The organism is Duganella sp. CF458 (assembly GCF_900113115.1).
GTDB lineage: Bacteria > Pseudomonadota > Gammaproteobacteria > Burkholderiales > Burkholderiaceae_D > Rugamonas.
The window spans coordinates 167,961-183,171 of sequence record NZ_FOOF01000013.1; the positions used below are offsets into that span (position 1 = coordinate 167,961).

A 15,211-nucleotide genomic window follows, 5' to 3' on the forward strand; every position below is an offset into this window, starting at 1 on the left:
CTTATTCTGCCGCCGCGTCTTTCGGCTGTGGCGGCTCAGCCGCCTCGATGGTCTCGATCCATTGCCGCCGCGCGCGCTGGGCGTTGGCGTAGGTGGCTTCAAGGGCGGCGGCGTCGCCAGCGGCAAGGCTGGCGCGCAAGCGGGTTAATTGTGCCAGATAAGCATCCAGCTCAGTCAGGAGTGCGGCCTGGTTGGCGAGGCTGATGTCGCGCCACATTTCAGGCGAGCTGCCGGCGATGCGGGTGAAGTCGCGGAATCCGCTGGCAGCATATTGGAACAGCAAATCCGAGTGGGGCTTGCGCTCGATGTCGTCTACCAGCGCGTAGGCCAGCAGGTGGGGAAGGTGGCTGACGGCGGCGAACACTTTGTCGTGCTCTTCCGGGGTCAGGGTGTGGATGATGGCGCCGCAGGCTTTCCAGGCATTGGCCACGCGCTCCACGGCAGCTGGGTCGTTCTCGGCCAGTGGGGTGAGGACGGTTTTCTTGCCTTTGTACAGGTCGACGATGGCGGCGTCGGGGCCGTTGGTTTCGCGCCCGGCGATGGGGTGGCCGGGGACGAATTGGCTTAGCTTGTCGCCCATCACGGCGCGGGCAGCGGCCACCACATCGGATTTGGTGCTGCCGGCGTCGGTGACGATGGTGCTGGCGTCCAGGTGGGGCAGGATCGACTGCAGGATGCGGGCGGTCTGTGCGACTGGCGCGGCCAGCAGGATCAGGTCGGCGCCGGCGATTGCTTCTTCAAACCGGTAACCCGGCCGGATGGCCGAGTCAATAATGCCCAGCTCAAGCGCCCGCGCCAGGAACGCTTCCGAACGGTCAACACCCACGAGATGCCGGACAGCGCCAGCCTGCTTCAGCCCCCGCGCAAACGAGCCGCCGATCAGGCCAACGCCAAAGATGACAACCTTGTTAAGCACGGTTCTCCGCCAGCGCCTTGCGCAGCGCAGTAATCAGTACCGCATTCTCTTGCGGCAGGCCGATGGAAATACGCAGCCACTGCGGCAAGCCGTAGTTACCCACCGGGCGCACGATCACGCCCTGCTTCAGCAGCGCCAGGTTGATGCGCGCACCAGCCGCGTCATCCGAGCCCACGCGCACCAGCACGAAGTTGCCGTACGAAGGCACGTACTCCAGGCCCATATCCTTGAACGCCTCCACGAACTGCTCGTAGCCCGCGGTATTGTTGGCCGCCGATTTGTCCAGGAAGTCCTTGTCGTTCAGCGCAGCGATGGCCGCGGCTTGCGCCAGCGAGTTCACGTTGAACGGTTGGCGGATACGGTTCATCAGGTCGGTCACTTCCGGCTGCGCCAGTGCGAAGCCCACGCGCAGGCCGGCCAGGCCATAGGCCTTGGAGAAGGTACGCGACACCAGCAGGTTCGGGTACTTCTTGACCCAGGCGGCTGACTCGTACTGGTCTTCCTTCTTCAGGAATTCGTTGTACGCCTCGTCCAGCACGACCACCACGTTCGCCGGCACCTTCTGCAGGAAGGCTTCGATCTCGGCGCCGGTCACGAAGGTGCCGGTCGGGTTGTTCGGGTTGGCGATGAACACCAGCTTGGTGTCCGCTTCAATCGCAGCAGCCATCGCATCCAGGTCGTGGCCATGGTTCTTGGCCGGCACCACAATGTGGCGCGCGCCGATGCCCTGGGTCGCCAGCGCGTACACGGCGAACGAATACTGCGAGTACACCACGGACTGGCCGCGCTCAACAAAGGCGTGTGCAGCGATTTCCAGGATGTCGTTGGAGCCATTGCCCAGGGTGATCCAGTCCATCGGCACGTCGTAGCGCTTGGACAGCGCCATCTTCAGGTCGAAGGCGTTGGCATCCGGGTAGCGGCCCAGCTCCGCAGCGGCAGCGGCCATGGCCTTCTGCGCCGATTCCGGCACGCCGAACGGGTTCTCGTTCGATGCCAGTTTAACGATGGACTCTTCCTTCAGGCCGAACTCGCGCGCCACTTCGGAGATAGGCTTGCCGGCCTGGTAAGGGGCGATTGCACGAACGTATTCAGGGCCGTAATTCTTGGACATGGATCTAATCTCTTTAAAGGTCAGGTGAGGCTGGTCGGGTAAGAGCCCAGCACTTTGAAGAAGGCAGCATTGTCCTTGAGTTCAGCCAATGCCTTTGTCACGGACGGGTCTTGTACGTGCCCTTCTACGTCTACATAGAAATAGTATTCCCAGGTGCCGATGCGGGCCGGGCGCGACTCGAAACGCGTCATCGACACGCCGTGCTTGGCCAAGGGCGCCAGCAGCTGGTACACCGCGCCGGCCTTGTTCGGCACGGCCAGGATCACCGAGGTGTGGTCGCGGCCGGACGGGTTGGTGTGCAGGCTGCCGATCACCACGAAGCGGGTGCGGTTGTGCGGGTCGTCCTGGATGTGGGCATTCACCACGCCCAGGCCATATTGCGCACCGGCGTGCTCGCTGGCGATCGCGGCGATGCCGGGATCGTCGCCGGCCATGCGCGCCGCTTCGGCATTCGATGCCACGGCGCGACGCTCGATATGCGGGTAATTCTGGTTCAGCCACACCTGGCATTGGGCCAGCGCTTGCGAATGGGCGCAGATCACCTGCACGCCTTCCATGGTGCCGGTCTTGGTCATCAGGCTGTGGTGAACGGCAATCGCGATCTCGCCCGAGATCAGGCAAGGCGTGGCCAGCATCAGGTCCAGCGTGCGGTTCACCGCGCCTTCGGAGGAATTCTCGACCGGCACCACGCCGAAATCGGCGGTACCGGCTTCAGTCGCGCGGAACACTTCGTCGATGGAGACGCAAGGAATGCCATCCACCGCGGTGCCGAATTGCGCGTAGACCGCCTGTTCGCTGAAGGTGCCGGCCGGACCGAGGTAGGCCACGGTCACGCGGCGCTCCAGCGCGCGGCATGCCGACATGATTTCTCGGAAGATGGTCTGCACTTCGCGTGCACCCAGCGGGCCCGGATTGCGATCGGCCACGCCGCGCAGCACCTGGGCTTCGCGCTCGGGACGGAATACGGGGGCGTTGGTTTCGGCTTTTACGTGGCCGACTTCCTGCGCCACTTCGGCGCGCTCGTTCAGCAGCGCCAGGATTTGCGCGTCGATCGCATCGATCTTCTCGCGGAGAGGTTTCAGTTTGTCTGTCATCAGTTTGCGTTCACTGTATTGCCGGTTCTAGCGCCCAGCAAATTCGTTCAAATAGTCGACCAGCGCTTGCACGCCCTCGATCGGCATCGCGTTATAGATCGATGCCCGCATACCACCGACGGACTTGTGGCCCTTCAGCTGCAACAGCCCGCGCGCCTTCGCGCCGGCCAGGAATGCTTCATTTTTCGATTCGTCGCGCAGGTAGAACGGAATGTTCATGCGCGAACGGAATTCTTTTGCGACGCGATTCTGGTAGAAGTCGTCGGCGTCGAGCGCCTGGTACAGCAGCTCGGCTTTCTCAATATTACGCTTTTCCATGGCGGCCAGGCCGCCCCGCTTCTTCAGCCACTGGAACACCAGCCCGGCAATATAAATGCCGTAGGTCGGTGGCGTGTTGTACATCGATTCATTCTCCGCCACGTTCTTGAAATCGAAGGCGGAAGGGCAGAACGGCAGCGCCTTGCCGATCAGGTCATTGCGCACGATCACCACAGTGACGCCGGCCGGGCCGATATTCTTTTGCGCGCCGCCGAAGATGACGCCGTACTTGCTGACGTCCACCGGGCGCGACAGGATATGGGACGACATGTCGGCCACGATATCGGTCCCGCCCTGCGCGGTCGGCACGAAGTTGAACTCGACGCCGTCAATCGTCTCGTTGGTACAGATGTGCAGGTAGGACGCGCCCGGGGTCAGTTTCCATTCCGCCTGGTCCGGCACGCGGTCGAAACCGGTTGCCTGCGACGAAGCGGCCACGTTGACGCGGGCATAGCGCGCCGCTTCCTTGATCGACTTGCTGGACCAGGAGCCGGTCTGCACGAAATCGATGGTGCTGTCGGCGCCGCCGCACAGGTTCATCGGCAGCACGGCATTTTGCGACAAGCCGCCGCCCTGCATGAACAGGATCTTGTAGTTGTCCGGCACAGCCAGCAGCTCGCGCAGGTCTCGTTCGGCAGCCTTGTAGATCGAAATGAATTCAGGCCCGCGGTGGCTCATCTCCATGACGGACATCCCGCTGCCCTGCCAGTCCAGCATTTCAGCGGCCGCCTGTTGCAGCACTTCCTTTGGCAGCACGGCCGGGCCGGCGGAGAAATTGTAGATGTTCGCCACTTCGAGACTCCTTACTTCGTTTGTTCGACAATGCGCTTCGCGCGTTCCTGCATCAGCTTTTGTGCGGCCTGGGCACTTTCGCCCATCAGCACCGGCATGACTTCCAGCGATTTCTTGCCGATCGGGCTGCGGTAAAACGCCGTCAAGGCCTTCACTTCATCCTGCGTGAAATGGCGGGCATACAGCGGCACCACCTGGTTGTACAGCTCGTCGACCATTTTCGGATCGTTCAAGTCCTTTTGCAGGGCAGTGGTGATGACCGGCATGCGGCGTTCGACGTTTGCCATTTCGGCCTTGCGCTGCTCGTCGTTGAGCTTTGGATTATTGCGCACCACCGCCTCCGCACGTATGCGCAGGATCTGCGGCAGCGCCTTCGCCAGGTTTTGCAGCGAGGAAGCCATGTTGGCGCGTGCGCCGGTGGTGTCCATCAGCTCACGGATGGAAGCCTCGCTTGGCGGCGCTGCATGGGCGGCAGCGGCGAAGGCGAATACTGCGGCGGCGAAGGCGATCTTCTTCATGCTTGCTCCTTAGTTTTTACGGAACTGCTCCATTGCTTTCTGAATGCGCGGGCCGGTAATGCGCTGGCCGATCGCCATCGATTCCGCCATCACCTGGGGCATCAGCTGCATGCTCTTCATGCCGACCGGAGTACGGTAGTAAGCCGCGATCTGTTTCAATTCGTCGGCGGTGAAGTGGCGCGAGTACAGCGCGATCATTTCATTTTCCATGTCCGCCATCACGCCAGGGTCGCTCAGGACGCCGCTCACTACTTCGGCCACTTTCGGCAGCTCTGCTTCCATCTTCAGCAGCGCGTCTTTGCGCTTCGCCTCGGTCAGCCTGGAGTCGGCCTTGATCGCCGCTTCCATCTGCTGTCGCATGATGCCAGGCAAAGTCTTGGACATCTGGTCCATCGACGCCTTCCACATGGAGCGGTAGTTCATCGCGTCCAGCAGGTCGCGCACGGCGGCGGCATTGGCCGCAGCCGGTACAGGCGCCTGGTCGGCGGCAAACGCGCCCTGGACCAGTGCCAGGGAAGCGATCAAGGCTACGACGATTCTCTTCATTGTTTATGCGTTTTTCGAATTTGGGGGTTGAAAAAACTAACGGGCCCGGCCTGATCACTCAGACGGGGCCCGTTGCGGGTCAGCCTTATTCGGCTGCTGCGCCGCCGTCTGCTTCCGCTTCCGCCTCCGGCTCGTCGGCGTCCGCCTCCATGATGCGCTGCAAGCCGGACAGCTTGGTGCCGTCTTCCACCGCGATCAGGGTCACACCCTGAGTCGCGCGGCCCATCTCGCGGATCTCGGAAACGCGGGTACGAATCAGCACGCCGCCGGTGGTGATCAGCATGATCTCGTCGGTCTTGGTGACCAGGGTCGCCGCCACCACCTTGCCGTTACGCTCGGAGGTCTGGATCGCGATCATGCCCTTGGTACCGCGGCCGTGGCGGGTGTACTCGGTGATCGGGGTACGCTTGCCGAAACCGTTCTCGGTTGCGGTCAGCACCGACTGCTCTTCGTTTTCCGCCACCAGCAGCGCGATCACGTTCTGGCCTTCTTCCAGGTTCATGCCGCGCACACCGCGCGCGGTACGGCCCATCGGACGCACATCGTTCTCGTCGAAACGCACCGCCTTGCCGGCGTCGGAGAACAGCATCACATCGTGCTTGCCGTCGGTCAGCGCAGCGCCGATCAGGAAGTCGCCGTCATCCAGGTCGACCGCAATGATGCCGGCCTTACGTGGATTGGAGAAGTCCTTCAGCGGGGTCTTCTTCACGGTACCCAGGCTGGTCGACATGAAGACGTAGTGGTCTTCCGGGAAGGTGCGGTTTTCGCCGGACAGCGGCAGCACCACGGTGATCTTCTCGTTGTCCTGCAGCGGGAACATGTTCACGATCGGCTTGCCGCGCGAAGTGCGCGAGCCTTGCGGCACTTCCCATACCTTCAGCCAGTACATGCGGCCGCGGTTGGAGAAGCACAGGATGTAGTCGTGGGTGTTGGCGATGAACAGCTGGTCGATCCAGTCCTCATCCTTGGTCGCCGCCGCCTGCTTGCCACGGCCGCCGCGCTTCTGGGCACGGTATTCGGACAGCGGCTGGGCCTTCATATAGCCCATGTGCGACAGGGTCACCACCATGTCCTGCGGCGTGATCAGGTCTTCGGTTTCCAGGTCGGTCGCGTTGTTCTCGATATTCGAACGGCGCGGATCCTTGTCGCCGAATTCCAGCATCGAGGCGTTCAGTTCGTCGGTAATGATCGCGGTCACGCGGGCCGGCTTGGACAGGATGTCCAGCAGGTCGGCGATCAGGGCCATCACGTCCTTGTACTCGTTGACGATCTTGTCCTGTTCCAGGCCGGTCAGGCGCTGCAGGCGCATTTGCAGGATTTCGCCTGCCTGTTCGTCGGACAGCTTGTACAGGCCATCGGCTTGCAGGCCGTAGTGCTTCGGCAGGTGCTCCGGACGGAAGGCTTCGATGCCGCCCTGGCCTTCTTCGCCGGTGCGCTTCAGCATTTCGCGCACGATGGACGAATCCCAGCCGCGCGCCATCAGTTCCTGCTTCGCTATCGGCGGCGTCGGTGCAGCCTTGATGATGGCGATGAAATCGTCGATGTTCGCCAGTGCAACCGCCAGGCCTTCCAGCACGTGGCCGCGTTCGCGCGCCTTGCGCAGTTCGTACACGGTACGGCGCGTGACGACTTCGCGGCGGTGCGACAGGAAGGTCGCCAGCAGGTCCTTCAGGTTCATCAGCTTCGGCTGGCCGTCCACCAGGGCCACCATGTTCATGCCGAAGGTGTCCTGCAACTGGGTCTGCTTGTACAGGTTGTTCAGCACCACTTCCGGCACTTCACCGCGTTTCAGCTCGATCACCACGCGCATGCCCGACTTGTCGGACTCGTCGCGGATGTCGGAAATGCCTTCCAGCTTCTTGTCGCGCACGTTCTCGGCGATGCGCTCCAGCAGGGACTTCTTGTTGACCTGGTATGGCAGCTCGTCCACGATGATCGCGGTGCGGCCGCCTTCCTTGCCGTATTCCTCGAAGTGGGTCTTGGCGCGCATCACCACGCGGCCACGGCCGGTGCGGTAGCCATCGCGCACGCCGGACACGCCGTAAATCGTGCCGCCGGTCGGGAAGTCCGGCGCCGGGATCAGTTCGATCAGTTCGTCGATCGAGCAATCCGGGTTGTTCAGCACGTGCAGCGCGCCGTTGATCACTTCCGTCAGGTTGTGCGGCGGGATGTTGGTGGCCATACCCACGGCGATACCGGACGAACCATTGATCAGCAAGTTAGGAATCTTGGTCGGCAGGACGGTAGGCTCTTTCTCCTTGCCGTCGTAGTTGGGCGCGAAATCGACGGTTTCCTTGTCGATGTCGGCCAGCAGTTCCGCCGAAATCTTGTCCAGGCGGCACTCGGTATAACGCATCGCCGCGGCGTTGTCGCCGTCGATGGAACCGAAGTTGCCCTGGCCGTCGACCAGCATATAGCGCAGCGAGAAGTCCTGTGCCATACGCACCAGCGTGTCGTAAATCGACGCGTCGCCGTGCGGGTGGTACTTACCCATGACTTCACCCACGACACGGGCGCATTTCACGTAAGGGCGGTTCCACACGTTGTTCAGTTCGTGCATCCCGAAGAGTACGCGGCGGTGCACAGGCTTCAGGCCGTCGCGAGCGTCAGGCAGAGCTCGGCCAACGATCACGCTCATGGCGTAATCGAGGTAGCTCTTGCGCATCTCTTCTTCGAGGGAAATTGGGATTGTTTCTTTTGCGAATTGATCCATTGGCGGGTCGATCTAGTGTCTAGGCATACAAGCCTGCGATTTTAGCATGGCGTCAAGGCGGCCGGACGAAAGTCATCGGGTTGACATAAATGCACCGTATTATGCCCCTTATGTTGCAACAAAACAACATTTTGGTCAAATGCACGAAACTGGGCTGTTCCTCCAGTTTTGATGCGGTTTTGCGAAATATGGCAAAATGGTCGAGAAACTAATGAAATACCTAGTTTTATTAGCGTTACCCCCCGATTAAGGAAAAGACCAATATGAAGAAAATCCTCGCCACCGTGTTTGCTGCGTCTTCCGTTCTGGCCGGCCCTGTGCTAGCACAAGACAAGCCGACCGCTCCTCCGTTCGCACCAGTGACCCAGGACATCAAGGCCGCGACGCCTAAGAGCGCCTATGTGCAGGATGCCCGTGGCATCATCGCCCGCAATCCATTCGGCCTGTGCTGGCGCACCGGTTACTGGACCCCGGCCGACGCCGTGCCAGGTTGCGACCTGCCGCTCTGCACCCCACCGGAAGAGCTGAAAGATGGCAAGTGCGTGCTGCCTCCGCCACCACCAGCACCAGAGCAACCACCAGTCGCGGTGCCGCCAGTGGCAACCCCGGCAGCCCCAACCGCCGTACCGACCGCTGAGAAAGTATCCTTCGCAGCCGACGCCTTCTTCGACTACGACAAGGCCGTGCTGAAGCCGGAAGCGAAAGAAAAGCTGGACGAAATGGCCGACAAGCTGAACGGCATCAACCTGGAAGTGATCATCGGCGTCGGCCACACCGACTCCATGGGCACCGACCAGTACAACGACAAGCTGTCGCTGCGCCGCGCTGAAGCCGTCAAAGCGTACCTGCTGAGCAAAGGCGTGGAAGCCAACCGCGTATACACCGAAGGCAAGGGCGAGAAGCAGCCAGTAGCGGACAACAAGACCGCCGAAGGCCGCGCCCAGAACCGTCGCGTGGAAATCGAGGTCGTTGGCACCAAGAAGTAATTCCCGGCGCATCAGCGCTATTGCAGCCCCGCCCCGAGCGGGGCTTTTTTTGGAAAGAAACAATTGTCCCCCTGGGGTCAGGAACGAATCGGACTTTTGATTCCTTGATGCAGGAAATGTCCACATCGTTCCTGACCCCAGCTTGGACATTTTTCCAGTATCATCCGGGCATGAACGCCGACCCATTAGAACTGCAAAAATTCAGCGAACTGGCCCATCACTGGTGGGATCCCACTTCCGAATTCAAACCCCTGCACGAAATCAATCCTCTGCGCCTGGAATGGATCAACGCCCGCGCCCCGCTGGCCGGGAAGAACGTGATCGATATCGGCTGCGGCGGGGGGATCCTGTCCGAATCCATGGCCCGCAAAGGCGCCAAGGTTACCGGCATCGACCTGTCCGAAAAAGCCCTGAAAGTGGCCGACCTGCATAGCCTGGAATCCGGCGTGCCGGTACGCTACAAGCTGATCGCCGCGGAGGAAATGGCGGCGCAGGAAGCCGGCCAGTATGACGTGGTGACCTGCATGGAAATGCTGGAACACGTTCCCGACCCAGGTGCCATCGTGCGCGCAGCAGCCACCCTGGTAAAACCGGGCGGCCACGTGTTCTTCTCCACCCTGAACCGCAACCCGAAGGCCTACCTGTTCGCGGTGATCGGCGCCGAGTACCTGCTGCGCATGCTCCCCAAGGGCACGCACGATTATGAAAAGTTCATCACTCCAGCCGAACTGTCGCAATACGTGCGCACTGCTGGCTTGCAGGTAGATGCCTTGAAAGGCATGGGCTACAATCCGCTCACCAAGGTCTACTCCCTGAACAACGACACCAGCGTTAATTACCTGGTGGCCTGCACCCGCCCTGAATAAAGCCAGGCGGCCTGCGCGCCGCCTGCTTCGAAAGCCCTCCCCCATCATGAGCCTGTTCCCAGCCCCGCGCGCCATCTTGTTTGACCTGGATGGCACCCTGGCCGACACCGCCCCCGACCTGGCCGCCGCCATCAACCTGCTGCGCACCGTGCGCGGGTTGGAGCCGACGCCATATGAGGTGCTGCGCCCGCAGGCGTCGCACGGCGCTCGCGGCATGATCGGCGTGTCCTTCGGCCTGAAGCCGCAGGACCAAGGCTTTGAAGAACTGCGCGACGGCTTCTTCACCAATTACGAAGCCGCGATGGCGGTGCACAGCACCCTGTTCGACGGCATCAACGAACTGCTGGACGGCATTACCGAAGCCGGCCTGCGCTGGGGCATCGTCACCAACAAACCAGCCCGCTTCACCGACCCGCTGGTGCCGCAGATCGGCCTGGCTCAGGCAAGCTGCGTCGTCTCCGGCGACACCACCCCGCACGCCAAGCCCCACCCTGCGCCCTTGCTGGAAGCGGCAACCCGCCTTGGCCTGGCGCCGGAAGAATGCTGGTACGTCGGTGACGACCTGCGCGACATCCAGGCCGGCCGGGCCGCCGGCATGCGCACGGTGGCCTGCCAGTGGGGCTATTGCGGACCGGTCGAGCCGGCCACCTGGGGCGCCGACCACTTGCTGGCCTCCCCTGCCGACCTGCTGGCCCTGATCCGCGCAACCGTACCATCCCCGACACCGTTGGCCGCCTAGAAACATCGTTACAACTTGCCCAACAGCAATAAGTTTCTATACTATAGTCAGTAACGATTACAGGAAAAGGGCATCGGGAGACTTTATGGACGGGGACGAGAACAACGAGGCAGCGCTCCCACCACGCAGCAGCGCGCCGCAAGCCTGGGATGCCTCCGTTGCCGAAAGCCGCTTTTACTGGTACGACCTGCTGGTTAACGACCCGCTGGTGCCCGACTTCCGCGATCCGATCGGCCGCTACCAGCGCCGCATGCAGTTCGCGCTGGACGCGACCATGGAAAAGCAGCTGCTGTTCTTCGTTGTTTCCCGCCCCCGCCTGCGCTTCGACATGAAGAAAGGCACCAGTTGGGGCTTTTTCGGCCTGAAACTGACCGTACCGCTGCTGGCCGGCACCGACAACCGCAAGGAATCGATCACGCTCGAACTGGAAGTGCCGTTCGAAGCGACCTTCAAGAAGCCGATCGTCACCCTGCACGACAAGTACATCACCCTGAACTGGGGCGCGCTGACGGAATGCTATTCCGCACACGACCTGCTGCAGAAATTCCCGAATGACCTGAAGTACGAAAGCAACGTGCAGTTCGTCGGCATCACGCGCGATCCGCAGTCCCGCCTGGCCAAAGGCCGGCTGCCTTCCGTCAACCGCATCATGGAAGACAACGACGGCGCCTTCGACACCTTCCTGCTGGTCAAACGCATGGATGTGAAGGTTGAAACCGCGGTGCAAGACCCGCTCAGCGAAGCCTCCGCCCGCTCGCACAGCGAAGTGATGGAAGGCGCACTGATCCGCTACTTCGAAGGCGAAAAGCCAGCCCACCACGGCACCATAGAGAACAACAGCCGACGCGACCGCGTGGCTGGGCTGGTCGAGACTTACCAGCTTGACAGGCTCACCGTCGATCTCGGCTTCAAGGAAGCCGACAGCTTCCACGACCTCAAGTCCGCCATCGTGCCGGTCTCACGCCGCCACCTGGTCGAATTCACCTTCGGCCCCGGCGGTGACATCCGCTCCAGCCGCCTTCCCGACGACGCCCGCCCACTGGTTTCGCTCGAAGAGTGACGCGGACGAAAAGATTCAGGTAAAATACAACTTCCTTCTGTGGGGACGACCTGGTTTCGACGTGGGTTGCAAAGCAGAACAGGGCATACCGAGGGCTGGTTACCTCGTAAATACACCCAGAAACAAACTAACTGCAAACGATAACTCGTACGCACTGGCAGCTTAATCGCTGACCTGCCCGACAACACCTCGCCCTTAGGGTGTGACCGCAAGGTCGTGTTGGGTCATTTATAAGGGATCGAGCTACGAGGGTTCACTTCGAGTAGCTCTAAATCTAAGGTGAATCGCTTGTCCGGAACGTGCACATCCGTGCCGTACAGGTTAAATTAAATGATAGTGCTAAGTATGTAGAACTGTCTGTAGAGTGCTTGCGGACGCGGGTTCGATTCCCGCCGTCTCCACCACTAATTCCTTTAAAATCATGAAATTATGATTTTAAAGCTGTCATTAATTGGGGTATTTGGGGGCCGATTTGGCACCGGAATGGCAGCTTAATGACAGCATGGAAATAGCCGCTCAGTGCGGCTATTTTTTCGCCATAGTTCAACATCGCAGCAGGTCACGCCGATGATGCACAGCGTATTCTTCCTGTGAGAACTTAGTGAACTTCACTAAAAAATTACGGCACAAGTTGCGCCGAGACATGAACGAATAAGCCCAGGACGCAAAGCGACAAGAAGCAACGATTGGGCTACACTAGTTGCATCGATTTTGAGTAAGGGAGGCGCAAATGAGCGCCCGAAAAATATCCGAGGAAGACATTCGCGAAATGTCGATTGTCGACCTGGAAGCAATAGTCGACGAAGTAGCAAGGCGCCTGGCTGATCCAGCTAAACCAGCTGTTGCGACTCTGGAGTTGGCACGTCGCCGACGTCTGGGGGCCCTTACGGCCGCCGAGGGATTGTGGAAGGATCGCGTTGACGTTCCGAAGGATGGCGTTCAGGCCCAAGAACAACTGAGGGCTGAATGGCGTTAGTTCTTTTCGACACCTGCATATTTATCGACATGCTTAATGGCGTCCACCAGGCGACAGTCGAACTTAGCACCTACGATCACCCCGCTATCAGCGTAATCACTTACATGGAGCTTCGTGCCGGACAATCAAAGCGTCCGCATGAGGAACCAATCCTTGATGCCGTGCTGGCTGAATTCGAAATCCTTCAACTGGACCAGCAGATCATTGAGCAGGCTATTGAAATCCGGGGAAATAGCCTCATCGCCGGCCCATCCGTCAGGTTGCCGGATGCGATCATTGGTGCGACCGCGAGGGCATATGGCATCCCGGTAATTACGCGCAATCCGAAAGATTTCAACTGGGAAGGCATCACTGTGCACGTTCCCTATGACTACGATTCCAACGCTGCTTTCGTAACGAATATTCGTACAGCCTTTACCGACTTTAAGCCCCGTGGCACTCTCAAGCGCATTCGATAGTCTTGACAACTGCCGACGGTCAATCCCGTTCAGGAGTTCGAATCTCACCGCTCTCAGTGAGTTCAAAAGAGCATTACATTTGGCTGAACTACAGCCTTAAGACTGAGCATATCGCTTTGCCCAGATAAAAAATACACAAATATTACTTACCATATCGAGTGGAAACCGCATGAACATCTGACGTAACGTCGGTTCGGTTCTCGCCGTGCCACCTCTAATTCCCCCCTGAACGACAGCTGAATGACATCCTGAAAATAGCCGCGCTAAGCGGCTGTTTCTTCGCCCGTTATCCGAAGTCCTGTATGTGCGAACGAAAATTCGCTCCGCCTCACGACACTGGGGGCGCCAGTGCGGCTGCATTTCAAAGGATGCGATGGTGTGAACGGGTGGAATCAGAAGGAATGTAGTACGCCTCGGCTATGCCAACGTGCGCCTCAAGGCAAAAATCGCGGCAGGCATCCGCGCATGCAAGACATGCTCGCGCCGGCTCGGCAAAACCTTGCACGTCGGCGAGTGCATCTCCGCAAGCTTCGCAAACCTGCCACGACATTCGAGCAAAATCGTTTGCGTACGGTGGTTCCGGCATCGCCATTGCACCAGCCGTAGTTCGGCAGACGTCCGCACACACACGCAAGAGCTCCAGCAGTGGTTCCCGCATCGCATCTGGAATGCGCCGCCTTTCAGCTATCGCATTAACGCAACTGTCGTGACAATGCAGGCAGCGCAGTGTGATGTGATCCATTTTAGAAGCAGCATCGTCGCGCATAATCGAAGCTCCGAACGAGTCCACGCTGCTAACATATCCAGGACACTTCGCCCGCACAGTGCGCCAGCGCACAACGGCTATCGGATATTTCAGCCGGATCCCAGGGCCACAAGCGCAAGCCTAGGGCCCCGGTTTTTATGGTCCGGATCAAGTCAAGCAATTTCACTTGGTTCCGCATGCCTCGACTGTGTAAGCGCTCAGATTCGCACTCCCCTCCAGCGTCAGGTTCTTCGCAAAGAAACAGGCATATGGCCGGTTGCTCGCTTGGTCGACATAGAGGAATTCGGTCGGCACGTTGTACGCCATGTCGAACTTCGAGGCCGGTTGGGTTGGAGAGAGCGCTTTGAATGCTAAGTGCAGTTTCAGGCCGAAGTTCGGATGATGGAAGTCGAAGCACCCTTCCGGATAGGAGCAGCTGCCGTTCTGCGCTGGCAGATGCAGCGGGACGACTGTTTGCTGCGACGGGTCCGTCGGCATGCGCTCGTAGCGCATCGCGATAGGCGGATCGTCGGTGGTGATCTCGCTGATTGCACTGCCCGGCTGATGGAAGTTCGCGTAGAGCTGCTCGAACGCCGGCCAACTGTCCGGGTGGATGAAGGTCTGCTTGACCTGGTCTTTCTCGTAGCTGGTCTGCGCCTGCACCGCGTACACCGCCCGCACGCGTGAAGACTTGGTCTGGTATGGGAACGGGCTCTGGTCATCGGCCAGGTTCTTCGACAAGGCGTTCATCAGCCCAAGCGTGCCGCGCGATTGCCCGACGATGAAAATATTCGTGCCGTCGATGCCGAGCATGCCGGACCGGTGCCGCGCCCATTGCACTGCGCGTGCGATGTCCGTGTTGGGTATATCGAGATCGGGCGGCTGGCCGTACCGCTGGCTCGCAACCGGATGGCGGAATTCGACCGACATGAACGCGAAGCCCAGCGCCAGCGCGGGCGTTACCAGCTTCGAATAAAGATCGCCCTGCTGCGGCAGGTTATCGGTCATGCCGTTCGGATGCGCCCAGATGATCAATGGCAGACGTTGCGACGACGGAAGTGAAGCAGGACGGTAGAAGTCGAAGCGCTGGTCCAGCGTAACGTCGTAGGGGCCGGCTGGCGACTTCTCGTTCCATTCCGTGCCTTCGGCGTAGCAGATGTCCCTCGCAACTGTGGCCTGAGCTCCCTGTGCCTGGGTGTAGCTGGAGAGTTCAGATTCCGTGCCGATCTTGCGGCATGGTTCTGCGGCGGCAATGCCTGAAGCCGCTGCCAGCAGCAGGCCGCAAATCGGGGATAGGAACGATCGGAAACGTGGCTGGATATTTTGTCGCATTCTTTGCTCCGGTATTGGTGTTTGAATGGTGGACAGCCGCG

14 protein-coding genes and 1 other RNA gene are annotated in these 15,211 nt (G+C 60.2%); 7 read left to right on the plus strand and 8 right to left on the minus strand.

Annotated elements, in window-relative coordinates; translation table 11 throughout:
* Nucleotide 1: 1 nt before the first annotated feature.
* The 7 genes from BM269_RS20480 to gyrA all read right to left on the minus strand — a co-directional run bounded on the left by BM269_RS20480 (nucleotide 2) and on the right by gyrA (nucleotide 8,008).
* Nucleotides 2–916: a prephenate dehydrogenase gene (locus BM269_RS20480; RefSeq protein WP_090441261.1), complete on the minus strand. Its 915-nt coding sequence runs from the start codon at nucleotides 914–916 to the stop codon at nucleotides 2–4.
* Nucleotides 909–2,027, minus strand: a complete 1,119-nt coding sequence (hisC, locus tag BM269_RS20485; RefSeq protein ID WP_090441264.1) for a histidinol-phosphate transaminase — start codon at nucleotides 2,025–2,027, stop codon at nucleotides 909–911. Before hisC ends, BM269_RS20480 begins: the two co-directional genes overlap by 8 nt.
* 20 nt (nucleotides 2,028–2,047) lie before the next feature.
* The gene (pheA, locus tag BM269_RS20490) at nucleotides 2,048–3,121 is read right to left on the minus strand and encodes a prephenate dehydratase (protein ID WP_090441267.1); all 1,074 of its coding nucleotides are present in this window, start codon (nucleotides 3,119–3,121) and stop codon (nucleotides 2,048–2,050) included.
* 27 nt (nucleotides 3,122–3,148) lie between these two features.
* A complete protein-coding gene (gene serC, locus BM269_RS20495; protein ID WP_090441270.1) occupies nucleotides 3,149–4,231 on the minus strand; it encodes a 3-phosphoserine/phosphohydroxythreonine transaminase in 1,083 nt (360 codons plus the stop codon).
* Between the two features lie 11 nt (nucleotides 4,232–4,242).
* Nucleotides 4,243–4,749: a DUF2059 domain-containing protein gene (locus tag BM269_RS20500; protein ID WP_090441273.1), complete on the minus strand. Its 507-nt coding sequence runs from the start codon at nucleotides 4,747–4,749 to the stop codon at nucleotides 4,243–4,245.
* A gap of 9 nt (nucleotides 4,750–4,758) precedes the next feature.
* On the minus strand, nucleotides 4,759–5,295 hold the full coding sequence (locus BM269_RS20505; RefSeq protein WP_090441275.1) for a DUF2059 domain-containing protein: 537 nt from the start codon (nucleotides 5,293–5,295) through the stop codon (nucleotides 4,759–4,761).
* Nucleotides 5,296–5,380: 85 nt separating this feature from the next.
* Nucleotides 5,381–8,008, minus strand: coding sequence for a DNA gyrase subunit A (gyrA, locus tag BM269_RS20510; protein WP_090441278.1), 2,628 nt, complete (start codon nucleotides 8,006–8,008; stop codon nucleotides 5,381–5,383).
* A gap of 263 nt (nucleotides 8,009–8,271) precedes the next feature.
* On the opposite strand from gyrA, the gene ompA reads away from it, so the two are divergent.
* The 7 genes from ompA to BM269_RS20545 all read left to right on the plus strand — a co-directional run bounded on the left by ompA (nucleotide 8,272) and on the right by BM269_RS20545 (nucleotide 13,093).
* A complete protein-coding gene (gene ompA, locus BM269_RS20515; RefSeq protein ID WP_090441280.1) occupies nucleotides 8,272–8,994 on the plus strand; it encodes an outer membrane protein OmpA in 723 nt (240 codons plus the stop codon).
* A 170-nt stretch (nucleotides 8,995–9,164) separates the two neighbouring features.
* Nucleotides 9,165–9,860, plus strand: coding sequence for a bifunctional 2-polyprenyl-6-hydroxyphenol methylase/3-demethylubiquinol 3-O-methyltransferase UbiG (ubiG, locus tag BM269_RS20520; protein ID WP_090441420.1), 696 nt, complete (start codon nucleotides 9,165–9,167; stop codon nucleotides 9,858–9,860).
* A gap of 46 nt (nucleotides 9,861–9,906) precedes the next feature.
* Nucleotides 9,907–10,599, plus strand: a complete 693-nt coding sequence (locus BM269_RS20525) for an HAD family hydrolase (RefSeq protein ID WP_090441283.1) — start codon at nucleotides 9,907–9,909, stop codon at nucleotides 10,597–10,599.
* 85 nt (nucleotides 10,600–10,684) lie between these two features.
* On the plus strand, nucleotides 10,685–11,659 hold the full coding sequence (locus tag BM269_RS20530) for a hypothetical protein (RefSeq protein ID WP_090441286.1): 975 nt from the start codon (nucleotides 10,685–10,687) through the stop codon (nucleotides 11,657–11,659).
* 41 nt (nucleotides 11,660–11,700) lie between these two features.
* Nucleotides 11,701–12,063: a transfer-messenger RNA gene (gene ssrA, locus BM269_RS20535) on the plus strand.
* 326 nt (nucleotides 12,064–12,389) lie between these two features.
* Entirely contained in the window at nucleotides 12,390–12,635 is a 246-nt protein-coding gene (locus BM269_RS29150) for a hypothetical protein (protein ID WP_139232807.1), read from the plus strand.
* Nucleotides 12,626–13,093, plus strand: a complete 468-nt coding sequence (locus BM269_RS20545) for a type II toxin-antitoxin system VapC family toxin (RefSeq protein ID WP_090441294.1) — start codon at nucleotides 12,626–12,628, stop codon at nucleotides 13,091–13,093. The genes BM269_RS29150 and BM269_RS20545 overlap by 10 nt, the downstream gene beginning before the upstream one ends.
* Before the next feature lie 928 nt (nucleotides 13,094–14,021).
* Here the strand turns inward: BM269_RS20545 and BM269_RS20550 are convergent.
* Nucleotides 14,022–15,170, minus strand: coding sequence for an alpha/beta hydrolase family protein (locus BM269_RS20550; protein ID WP_090441297.1), 1,149 nt, complete (start codon nucleotides 15,168–15,170; stop codon nucleotides 14,022–14,024).
* Nucleotides 15,171–15,211 lie beyond the last annotated feature (41 nt).